Below are 10,994 nucleotides of genomic sequence, written 5' to 3' on the forward strand. Positions count from 1 at the left end.
CTACTCTTCAGCTCCTTTTCTCTCGGCAGCGCGCTTGATCTTTTTATCCAGCTCGCTTCCCACCCATTTAAGGATTGAATCCAGCACAGGCAACGGCAACCAATCCCCCCAGCCTGCCCGAATGGAATTTGCCGTCATGCTCTGTAAAACGTGGTAGATCGTCCCGATTGCCAAGGCCCCGAATATTGCCCCCGGAAGCCCAAATACACCGTCCAGAAGGTTGCCGCCTGCTGGCAGCAGCAAAATGAAGAACGTTCGGAACACCCCATCAATACCGTATTTACTGGCATAAGTGTGGTCTTTCTTGGCCGCACGGATACCAGACAACCAGTCCATGACAACGAAAAATAAAAGTGCCGCCATGATGGTCACGACTGCGTCTGCCTCCCCATACAAGAAATCGAATAATGGTACGAATATTGCTCCGAGTGCTGATACGAAAATTTGAGGCTTATTCAGTTTCATCTCCCCCTCCAACATTAATAGCCCCCGGGAAACCCCGAGGGCAAAATAAAAGCACGCCCTATGTCGAGCGTGCCGGTTACTCCTTCGCTTTCGCTTTGGACCTCTTGATCTCAGCCAGCGCCTCGCCGATCTTCAGGTCGAGTTGCTGCAGTATCTCTTCCTGTCGCCCGGGAAAGGAGTTCATGACGATCGAGACCACATCCACGAGCTCGTTGACCGGATTGGCAAGGTCGATGCTGATGTCTATTCTTGACACTTTGGCCAGATGGATCAACTCCTTCGATAAATAAAAGAGCCCTCCGAAGAGGACTCATTGTGAATTTGTGTCGTCTACCCATCCAAATCCCTGAACATAACGCTGCGTATGTCCTGTGATCATGTTGACCTTCAACGGCGTAATTGATCCTCCATTCATGTACTGGAGATATTTATACGGTGTCGGATAGATCAGCAGGCTGAAGGCGATCATAAGCAGCAGGATTCCTAAAAAGCAGAGAATAGGCTTCTTCATTTCTGGAGCTCCGCGATCTGTGCATTGATCTCTACGAGCGAAGCTTGGAGATCCGCCAACTGCTGTTTGTATTTCTCGTAGGCGGCTTTGTTTTCTTCAGAGCGTTGAATCTCGATTTGCTTCATTGCCTCTGAAGCCGCCATGGATATTGCTTTTTCGTCTTTAGGAAAGACTTTCTCGTCATAAAATTGTATGGTAGCTTTGACTTTTTCTATCTCTTTAGAAGTTGATTCTGCCTTAGCTTTCAAGGCGATGAGTTTTTCGTCAACGGTCTGCGCAGTAGGTGCGCTTGTCGAAACCGTTCCGCTTGTCTCTTCCACGATTATCTTCTTCCCTTCCACGGTCAATGATACCCCGGCTGCCTCAGATATGGCGCGAACCGGAGCATATGTTGACCCTTTAATGATAACTACATCAGCGATCTTCTGGCCGCCCTTCTCGACGCTGAAAAGCCCCTGCACCTTCTGGCCGACAAGACTTGCCGAATCGGCAAAATTCATAAGACTGTAAATGTGCCGCCGCCGGAAGTGGAGTTTGCCAGATTGCCGTGGTTATGGTCAGATATGGTTACGCTATGCGAATGACTCGCATTTGCCTTTCCGGCCAAAGCGGTCCACAGAGCATCTATCGCATCTTGAAGTGTCTGACCGGTTGAAATGTTGTAGAATCGCCACCACGGGAGATACACATCACCTCTTAATTCAATATCAGTCGGACTTGAAATTGTAAGTCCTGCAGCGTAATCGAAATTAACTGTGGCAATTCGTTCTCCGTCAACAAAGTCCATATAGGAACCTCCTGATCTGAAGGCCCCAATTTGAATTCCCCTTCCCAAAGATGCCCACACCGAAAAAGTATCATCCTCGCTCTTCATCTCCGCATAAGGGAATATCCCCGGATCAGACGTCCTTATCCATGAACCGGTGATCGTGCCGGCGTGAAAATCAGAATCAAACACTTCCGATACCTCAATCGTGCCGGTCAGCGTGATTGATCGAGCCACCACATCGCCCTGCATATTCACCCTGAAGGGCGCGCTCGCCCAGTCCGCATGCCCCGAGCTGATGCCTTCGGTGTTGATCTTGGTGACGTTGTTCCCGCTGCCGATCTCCATGCTGACGAAGCTACCGAGCACCCCGGCAATGACTTCCGCCGCGATTCCCCGGCCCGTAATAGCCGTCCGCGCCGTCTCTCCGCCGTCTTCCGTGATGATAATGCCCCGGGAGGTCTGGATCACCTGAATGTCGTGGTCGTCTACATCTTGCAGGACGATGCCTCGGCTGTCGTAAATAACCTCGCTCTTCGAGTTGTTGATGTCGATAACAGCCTGCTTCGCGAACTCCTCAAACGCTGACGCCCGCACACGCCCTCCGGACAGCAGGTCATTCAGAATCTGCTTGCTGCGCTCTAGGTCCGCCAGCACCTGCGTGTCATCCCGCAGCATGTAGTTGGCCAACGTCGCCTGCGAATGCTTGTCCCGGGCGAAGGGATACTCGGTCAGCTCCATGGCGCGGCAGCTAACCATGTTCATTTCCATGTCAGGGTCGTAGGCGTACACAGTATCGCCCAGCCCGACCGGTTCCTCTTCGTCATCAATCTTGTGAATATCCGCTGCACTGACGCCGATCTCGAACTCAGGGATCTCCTTCTTCCGAAGCGCCTCCCGCGTCACCCGCAGCAGCTCGACCGGGTCTTCGATATTTTGGTCGATCAGCTCGCCATCGTAAAAAACGTTGACGTCATTGGTCCAATACTGCGCATAGGACGAGATTAGGTAATTGACCATGATCTTGCCGTCCTGGATGGCCCCGGGTACGGACTGCAGCAGGCTAAGTTCCTCGGCTGTCAGGTGGTGAGTGGACAGCCCGATGAACGTCCGCCCGTCCTTCATTTGGCTGAACATCCGTGTGACCAGGCTCGAATAGTCGTCCTTGGAGCTATCGCTGATGATGTTCTTCCCAAGCCTATACTGGAATCCTTTGTCGGAGCCGATTCGCTTGTACAGATGAATGACCGTGTTGTCCGGATCGATCTCGCATCCGTAAAGGTTGACGGTATCTTGCAAGGCGGCCAGCGCTGTCGTCCGGCCCCAATCCTTGACGTCCATCAGATCGAAGGTGTCGTGAAGCTGAAAGGTGTACACTCCGCCTGTCGCCGCCGTGATCTTATCAAGCAGCATGCTGATATGGACCCCGTACGCCTCGTCGATGTAGTCGGCGTAAGGAATCTTGAAGTCGATCATCTTGAACATGATGTGCGTGCAGACAATCTGAGCAGTCAGGGCCCTGTTGCTCCGGTCCCGCGCGCGGCTCTGCACCACATAAAATTGGCCACGCTCGTCTTGAACGTGGCCTTTGGGGATAATCTTCTCCTTGTAATCGTCGCTTGTCATCGGCACAGTGAAGGATATTTCGTAGTCGCTGTTAAGACGGCGGCGGCGCTGGATGTCGGTGGATGCAACCAGTAGACCGGTAGGTGAACGATTTCGGTCGAAGGATTTGAGGTGTTTTTGCATGAGAGTATTTCCTCCTCGAAAATTTAGAAACCTAATCTTGATTCTCTGGTATTATTGTACTGATAGACTTTTGTTGGGAGGGGCAAGTATGACTGAAAATAAGACTGATTTTTCACTTATCAATATTGGGGCTCCAAAGTTCTTAGAGAATGCTACTTCAGAGCCAGCGAAAGAAATTGGCCGCACACTAGCAAATTTAGTCTGGGTGGTTTTCAGTCGAGTAAACATGCCAATTGAGAAACTTCGAATTAAGCAAGCAGTAAGCCTGAAGAAATTCGAATTAGAAATTACTGAGCAATTAAATAACATTCCTGAAGAAAACCTTCTAGAGCCACAACTAAGTATTGTAGGCCCAGCGTTGGAAGCAACAAAATACTATATTGAAGAAGATGAGATAAGACAGATGTTTGCTAAACTAATTGGTTCTTCTATGGATAATCGACATTCATCGCAAACTCATCATTCCTTTGTTGAGATCATCAAGCAAATGTCGCCTTTGGATGCACAGAACTTAAGGTCTTTCGGAAATATGGCTAATAAGCCAATAGCAAACTACATTAATCATGTTCAACCAAGCGGATCAGGTCCTTTACAGGTTAACGTGTATTTAGAAAATGAAGACTGTAATGATTTGTGTCAAGTAGCTATATCGATATCTAACCTCCAAAGGCTTGGTATTGTCTCTCTCATTTTCGATGGGTCATATTTAAACGGTTTAGATATTTACAAGAAGCATGAGGAACACGATTTTTATAAAAGCTTTAAAGAGATGTATCAGCAGGCAAACAACACGATTCTTCCGGAAAACTATATGCCAATTAGAGAGTTAGGGATTGAAATTCAGAAAGGGATAATTTCTCTCACTCCCTTGGGAGAAGCCTTAAAAAGAGTTTGCATAGACTAACTCATAATATCGATAAAGAGCCGTCGGAGTGATCCGGCAGCTCTTTTTTTAAAATGCACGTTTGCTGTTTCTAGTGGTGCGCAGTAGAGTCCTACTGTAACGAGAAAATCCCCGCTAAACTCGCAGGGATTTCGATCTTAACTAAGGCTATCAAATAATTCAAGCCATGATTTCTTGTATGAGTCATAGCTGAACTTCTGAGAAATTTTTTTAGCCTGTTGACTCATTTCTTCAAGTTTATCTCGATCTTTGAGAAGATCGATTATAGCTTTGGACAAGGCGGCAATGTCGTATTTTGCTATAAGTACCCCATCAACATTGTTCGAGATGATGTCTTCGGGGCCATATTTTGACCTGTAGCTCACCACTGGCGTACCGCACGCCATGCTCTCTGTTACGATCATCCCGAAACCTTCAAAGCTCGATGTCATTACCGAAAGTGCGGCCGACTGAAATACTCCAATAGCATTGGTAGTAAATCCATTAAAAGAGACGCTGGACTCCACCCCGAGTTTTTTCGCAAGAGACTTTAGTTTTCCTTCTTCTGGACCAAAACCCCATATTTGCAGTTTAGCCTTCGGAACCTGTTTGATGACTTTCTCAAAAGCTTTAATCACATGATCTACATTCTTGTGAGGCACAAGTCGCTGAAGGGATACGATTGTGTGCCAATCCTTCTCAACCTCTTGAGGTTCAATGATAGGCGCACTATGCGGTATTACCCAATAGTTCGATTTCACTCCAAACTGTGCGGTGATATCTTTTTTCTGCTCATTTGTCAAAAACACTACAGCATCAAACTTGTCCATGCTGTCTACAAGCAGCTTTTTCCGATCTTGAATCTCAGCCCCAAAGTCAAACGGCTCCTTGAAATGGTTGTTGTGAAACACCGCAACCTTCTTCATGCTCTTATGTTTCAAGTCAAGAATGAGTTGATCTTCCGATCTTTTTTCTGACAGCACGATCGGATTGACTTGGTTTTTTAGAACAACATCGCTGAGCCAATACTTATGAAGCTCGTACTCATTTTTCAGCTCTTTGATGACCTCCCCGTTACGACCGAACACAATGATATGTCTTGTGCTATTTGTTTCCAGGTCAATCCATTTGTTCAAAAATGGCTCTCCGGATTTGTTGTAAAAAACTTCGACTCGCGGGTTGTTGGTAGACGGATCAATGATTTGCGATCTTCTGAGATAGCCTTTCCTGTCATAATTTTCTCGCTTGGTTCGATACCGCAGTTCGTTAAAATAATCGACATATAGCAGTTTGTCATTTTCGTCGTAACGTTTGTACATAGCGTAGAATCCATCTTTGTATAAACGGTATGTTGCTGCGTCTGCCTGTTTTGTCGTAAACCCTCTTTCATCCACAGGGTGATCAATCTGACGTCTGGTATCATTGTGTGTGATTCGATCCCCACCCAAGTCTACATATACATTTCGAAATATCACCTTGCTATCGAGGGACTTATTATAAGCGAGTTCTTCGAAAATGCTGTCGTAATTCAAATTCGCATCAAGCGTCAGCATCTCGATATGACGACCTTCTGCGGATAGCATCTTCGCTTTTTGAAGCATTGCAATTGTTAATCCTGCTGCTTTAACTGTGATATTGTCCTTTATGCTGTAAATATTACCCGTCATTTCTCCTCCAAATAGAATCTCAATTCTACTCTGTATTCTCTTCGAGATTCGACGTAACAAAGACACCTTTTACAACCTTCGTGCTTGTTCCATGGCAAAACGGGCACGTGGATTCTATTCCACTTGGCTCAACTGCATATTGACTTTCACAGTCATTGCATTCATACAAAACCATTTCCAAGACTTTCACCATCCTATGATTGATCAATAACATTCTTATATTACCATTAACATTACATAACTCCAACCACTTTCCTAATGCGAACCGATCCAGTTAAGGTGTCAAGGCGGATCGTGTTCGCATCAGGAAAACTAAACGATAAACAGGTGGTCAGGCTTGTTATGATTCTGAACCGGTCTATCGGTGATCCAATTACAAGGGAATCTTTATCGATTTTTGTTGGTATTAAATTATTTGTGGCACTTCCGTTGTCGTTGGCATAAACATTAATCGAACTAAACGTGAAAATGTCGTTTGGTAAAGATGCGGTAGACCCTGCCGTGTCCAGCACTCCGTTAAATAATACCTTGGTCTGCGCACCTGTGTGGTTGTTTCTGATATCCGCGCTCGCGCTATTTATGCTGCCGTTATTGGACGACCCTTTACCGTTCGCCATCCGGGACCATCTAACCGTATTCGGGCTCCCTGTTGGGGTCTCGGATGTGTAGAGCGGGTACTGATGGATAGTCCCTTGCACAATATCGTCAAAAACGTTGTTACCGGACTTAGCAACACGGATAGCCGACACCGTGCTCGTGCCATCATTATTAACCTGACAAGTGTTGATGTACAAATTATCGGTGAATGTGCTGTCGTACATATCCTCGGTGTATAAACCAGAGTTGTTAGTGTTCATTATTGTATTGTTTTTTGCTCGAATCTTCTTCGACTTATACACCTTTATTCCATACCCTGCAGCGTTTCCTTCAATAATGTTCCCTTCAAGGACGGCATCGTCATAGGCCCAAAGGTCAAACACATGGTCTTGTATATTTCTGAACGTATTGTTCAAAAGTTTAATACCACGGCAATAAATAGCGACTTTGGTGTTATCCAATGGGTCGGGTACATAGCTATGCGTACCTATGCCGCGCACTACATTGTCAAAAACGCAGTTTTGGACAGTTATATCAATAGACGGAGTGTTATCCCAAACACCAAATGTCGGAAACGCCTCTTCGGTCAAAACTTCGATCTGAATAGCTTCAAAATCGGGAGTCCCGCTTGTAGATGTGTAACTATCGTCTTTGATAATAAGATTGTCAAGCAATATATCCCTACAACCTGATATCTGAAAATAGTGACTGTTTTCTCCGTTTTTCAGAGTGGTATTTTTAAACGCAACATTTTCAGCATGACCCAGATCGAAAAAAGAGATACCGTTCGCGGCTCCGTTTAAGGGATTTGTATAGCAATTAGCATTGATTGTCCCGCCTTCAAAGGTAAAGTTGCCTTCTCCCGAATACCCAGTGGCATAGTCAGCGCGTCCGCGAATGCCATTAATGAACATTTTGGTCTGGGTAGAGTCGTCCGCTCTCTTAATCTCAGCATCGGGCGCTAATTCGAAATTAACGGAATCATAATGCTGGATGTAATTGTATAACAAGAATACCCCTTTAGGAAAATAGATTGTACCACCACCAACGTCACGCAGGTAATCAACTACTGCCTGAATCGCAGTTGTATCATTCGCGAGATTGTCACCCGCTGCCCCAACAAGGGGTGGAGGTGGGTATTTAACGTTTATCTTAATATCCGCCAACTGCGTAGTAACTGCGGTATGCTCTATGTCCAGGCGAACCTTAAGGTTGCCATAATCGTAGCCGTCAGCATCAATCGCCGCCTGCGCTGCGGCGACACTGGAATCGCCGTTAAATACGGCTGTGTCGAGCTGTTGCTTGACGCTGTCCACTGCCCCCTTGATGTCTGCCGCGCCGGTGACAGGACCGGAATAAGTAATATGCTCGGCAGCATGAGCAGTTACCGAAGCCTTGTGATTGTCGATATCATCCTTAGCGACCGTGATCCGCTCCTCGTGATCGGTCAGGTCGGCTTCGATGTCGGCATAATTGTCGTTGTGACGCTGGAGGTTCAGCAGGTCCAGGGTCTTCGTGATGATCCGGCGTGTAAAGGTCATTCATGGACCTCCTTTCAGAACAGATATTTATAGCGATAAATGATTTCCAGCGTAAAGTTCGGGCTACCCGCCATCACCGTGAATGTCGTCTCCCCCCGCTCCAGGGAAAAGAACACTCCATTGCTCCGCGAGAAGGCGTTCTCGCCGTTCAAGCGTACCCTGCACTTCGACAGATCACAGTCTATTTCGAGAACATCGCTTGAACCGACCGATCCCGAGAAGGTGAACGTCTGCTCTCCATCCGACAAAGCCAAGTCAGTGAATGCTCCAGTTATCCGAATGAGCGGATAAGCGACGTCTGAACCCTCATTGTTAACGGTGGCCGTCTGCCCGCTGGCCGTGATCTCGAAGTAAGAATCGCTAATGTAGAAATAACCTTGATCGTATTCCAGCCCCTCGCCGTACTCCCGCAGCTCCGTGCTATGCTGCGACTCCGGGAACGGGTCGTCCATCTTGAGAGGGACATTGATGAGCCGATTGCCGGTGGAAGTGTCAAAGCTGATAGAGCCTCGGTACTCTGCTACGTATCGCTTCCCCGGACGATCCGAAAACAGAATGATCAGCGGGCTGCGTCGGACATTGAATATGCCGGCCAGCTTGCCGACGACGCCGTCATAATCATCGCCCATGATAAAAAGGCCCAAGCTCAGAGTCCGGGCCGCATACGTACTGCCAAAATTCAGTTGCCCATCCCGCCCCGCCAACTTCACTGCATTCTCCTCCGCCTCCGGCAGTGCCGGAATCTCCCTGCTAACCAACTGCACGCCAATCTCCGAGAGCCACTGTCCGTTGACAGATACGTCAAAGTCCTCCATCCTACTTCACCCCCATAGCCTGCAGGCGGCGCGCTGTCTTTTCCCGCTCCGAATAAAGGATCTCTGTATCGGCCCGGTCTTCCAGCGTCACCCCGTTAACGGACATGTCGAAGGAATTATGAATGACCGTTTCGGACTTGGCGACGGTCGCCGGACTGATCGGACGGGTTGAATCCAGTAACCGGAACAACATCCGCTGCTGTTCGGGGTTAATAATAATCTCCCCACCATGTGCCACAATCGGCACCGGAGCGCCCCACGGTCCCGGCACAGTCCCACCAACATCAAAGGAAGGGAGTCTTCCGGTATCGGTTGTAATGCCGTAAAGGTCGCGAAGCGCCTGGTTCCGAGCGGACAACCGCGCCATCTGCGCCTTGTTCCCCGCCGCCTTTGCCGCATCGTAGGCATCCTTGTTCGCATTGTACTCCGCAAGGTCGGCGGCTTTTTTCGATTCGGCATTGATTGAGGCGATCTGCGCCATTTTGGCGTTGTAATCAGCGATAAAGGTATCAAGGTCCGAGAGGATATTCGTATTTGCGGAAGCGGCGGAAGAAACACGGAAGTCTGCAATGCCGGATTCTATTGTCTTAATATCACCGGCGTAATTGTCAAACACCTCCTTCAAGGCATCGTACTGCGCCTCTGTAGCGTCCTTCTCCGCATCAAAAGCCGCTGTCTGCGCGTCCTTCTCGTCTTCCAATGCGTCCTTCTGCGACTGAAGCTCTCGCTTTCGCAGATCACGTCCGTGCTCAAGTACCATTTGATCGCGTTCCTTGATCAACTGCTCGCGCTCCTTCTTGCCTTCTGGACCGACTGCGCTTGCCAACAGATCAATGCGGGCGTTTTTTGCAGCGAGCTGCGTCTCGTAATCAGCATCGGTATTCGCCTGTTCTTCTGCTGCCATCAGGTCCTCAATCGCTTTGATCTTCGCGTCCTGGGCGTCGACGTAAGCATCTTTGCGGGATTCGATAGCATCCAGATCAGCCTGCTTGGCCTTCTGAATCGCATCCTTTTCCTTGTCAACTAGGTCGTCGGCAAGGACTGTCAACTTCTCGGTTAACTCCTTACGGGCTTTATAAAGCTCCTCATCCGCCTGCTCGTAGTATTCTGAGTCGGCTGCGTATTGAGAACGAACACGGGTCCACGCATCGACTTTCATTCGAGCGATATCGGCCTCTGACTTCCCGGCATCGGACATCCTACGCTCCTCTGCTGTAATCCACTTCTCGGATGCCTGATATTGGTTGCGGGCCTCCTCTTCGGTCGCTGCCGCCACATCCTTCCGAGACTGCCGGACCTGCTCATCCGCCTGCTTGTACTGCTCTGAATCCTTCTTGTACCTGTCCCGCAGGCGCGTCCAGGACGCGAGCTTCATCTGAGCGATTTGCAGCTCCATCTTCCCGCTGTCCTCCATCCGTTTCTCCTCGGCATCGATCCAGGTCGCAGAGAAATCATAGCGGTCCTTTACAGAATCCTCATTCAGCCTTTTAATCTGAAGCGTGAGGGTCCGCGCATCATCGACGCTTTCCTTTAAAAACTGAGCATGCTTCTTACGGAGTGACTCATACTTCTGAATCTGCTTCTCGGCTGTCAAGTCGTAATATTCCGCCTGGAACTGGACTGTCTTAAGGTCGGCCTCGTATGCAGTCTTGCGGGCCTCGGCAGCCAACTCAGCGGCGGACTTTCCGGGCTTCTCCGTCTTCGGCTTGGACGTTTTGACTTTCTTTGGAGCACTTAGATCGATAGGGGCGCCCTTGACATTTGCTCCAAGGGAGAAGTCTCCTGCGGAAAGGGAGGCCGCCGCTTTCTCAATCTCACGTTGCTTATCCGCAATCTTCATTTGTTGGTCAGTCAGTTGCTTGAGTTCCGCTTTTGCCTGGGCTTGTGCCGTGCTATTCACAATGTCCATAACCTCCGGAGTCGCACCGTTCATTCTGGCCTGTCCCTGCTTTACGGACTCGGCAAAGGTCGATGCTCTCGCGCCGGATACGGCAGGCCTA

General features: G+C 48.7%; 10 protein-coding genes. 1 reads left to right on the forward strand and 9 read right to left on the reverse strand.

Features of this window, described 5'->3' with window-relative positions:
* The 5 genes from L692_RS0105920 to L692_RS0105940 all read right to left on the reverse strand — a co-directional run bounded on the left by L692_RS0105920 (position 1) and on the right by L692_RS0105940 (position 3,491).
* Complete coding sequence (locus L692_RS0105920; protein ID WP_036722204.1) at positions 1-465, reverse strand: phage holin family protein; 465 nt, start codon at positions 463-465, stop codon at positions 1-3.
* Positions 466-541: 76 nt separating this feature from the next.
* A complete protein-coding gene (locus L692_RS0105925; RefSeq protein WP_051503444.1) occupies positions 542-739 on the reverse strand; it encodes a hypothetical protein in 198 nt (65 codons plus the stop codon).
* Positions 740-775: 36 nt separating this feature from the next.
* Positions 776-976, reverse strand: coding sequence for a hypothetical protein (locus tag L692_RS0105930; protein WP_025698074.1), 201 nt, complete (start codon positions 974-976; stop codon positions 776-778).
* Entirely contained in the window at positions 973-1,476 is a 504-nt protein-coding gene (locus L692_RS0105935) for a hypothetical protein (RefSeq protein WP_025698076.1), read from the reverse strand. The genes L692_RS0105930 and L692_RS0105935 overlap by 4 nt, the downstream gene beginning before the upstream one ends.
* Positions 1,473-3,491 carry a prophage endopeptidase tail family protein gene (locus L692_RS0105940; protein ID WP_025698078.1) on the reverse strand — a complete coding sequence of 673 codons (2,019 nt, stop codon included), beginning with the start codon at positions 3,489-3,491 and terminating at the stop codon, positions 1,473-1,475. The genes L692_RS0105935 and L692_RS0105940 overlap by 4 nt, the downstream gene beginning before the upstream one ends.
* A gap of 88 nt (positions 3,492-3,579) precedes the next feature.
* Between L692_RS0105940 and L692_RS30505 the strand changes: the two genes are divergently transcribed.
* A complete protein-coding gene (locus L692_RS30505) occupies positions 3,580-4,395 on the forward strand; it encodes a DUF4393 domain-containing protein (protein WP_025698080.1) in 816 nt (271 codons plus the stop codon).
* Positions 4,396-4,532: 137 nt separating this feature from the next.
* Here the strand turns inward: L692_RS30505 and L692_RS0105950 are convergent, their stop codons facing one another.
* From L692_RS0105950 to L692_RS32415, 4 genes are all read right to left on the reverse strand, one after another.
* Positions 4,533-6,041 carry a glycosyltransferase gene (locus tag L692_RS0105950; protein WP_025698083.1) on the reverse strand — a complete coding sequence of 503 codons (1,509 nt, stop codon included), beginning with the start codon at positions 6,039-6,041 and terminating at the stop codon, positions 4,533-4,535.
* Between the two features lie 233 nt (positions 6,042-6,274).
* A complete protein-coding gene (locus L692_RS0105955; protein WP_025698085.1) occupies positions 6,275-8,179 on the reverse strand; it encodes a glycosyl hydrolase family 28-related protein in 1,905 nt (634 codons plus the stop codon).
* Positions 8,180-8,193: 14 nt separating this feature from the next.
* Complete coding sequence (locus tag L692_RS0105960) at positions 8,194-8,994, reverse strand: phage tail domain-containing protein (protein WP_025698087.1); 801 nt, start codon at positions 8,992-8,994, stop codon at positions 8,194-8,196.
* A 1-nt stretch (position 8,995) separates the two neighbouring features.
* On the reverse strand, positions 8,996-10,994 hold a 1,999-nt coding region (locus L692_RS32415; protein ID WP_025698089.1), incomplete at its 5' end, for a hypothetical protein.

The sequence above is a fragment of the Paenibacillus forsythiae T98 genome (genome assembly GCF_000520735.1).
GTDB lineage: Bacteria > Bacillota > Bacilli > Paenibacillales > Paenibacillaceae > Paenibacillus_AQ > Paenibacillus_AQ forsythiae.

Coding starts and splice junctions, on each gene's coding strand:
- L692_RS0105955 (WP_025698085.1), bottom strand. CDS start 8,179: ATGACCTTTACACGCCGGATCATCACGAAGACCCTGGACCTGCTGAAC.
- L692_RS30505 (WP_025698080.1), top strand. CDS start 3,580: ATGACTGAAAATAAGACTGATTTTTCACTTATCAATATTGGGGCTCCA.
- L692_RS0105960 (WP_025698087.1), bottom strand. CDS start 8,994: ATGGAGGACTTTGACGTATCTGTCAACGGACAGTGGCTCTCGGAGATT.
- L692_RS0105950 (WP_025698083.1), bottom strand. CDS start 6,041: ATGACGGGTAATATTTACAGCATAAAGGACAATATCACAGTTAAAGCA.
- L692_RS0105930 (WP_025698074.1), bottom strand. CDS start 976: ATGAAGAAGCCTATTCTCTGCTTTTTAGGAATCCTGCTGCTTATGATC.
- L692_RS0105920 (WP_036722204.1), bottom strand. CDS start 465: ATGAAACTGAATAAGCCTCAAATTTTCGTATCAGCACTCGGAGCAATA.
- L692_RS0105935 (WP_025698076.1), bottom strand. CDS start 1,476: ATGAATTTTGCCGATTCGGCAAGTCTTGTCGGCCAGAAGGTGCAGGGG.
- L692_RS0105940 (WP_025698078.1), bottom strand. CDS start 3,491: ATGCAAAAACACCTCAAATCCTTCGACCGAAATCGTTCACCTACCGGT.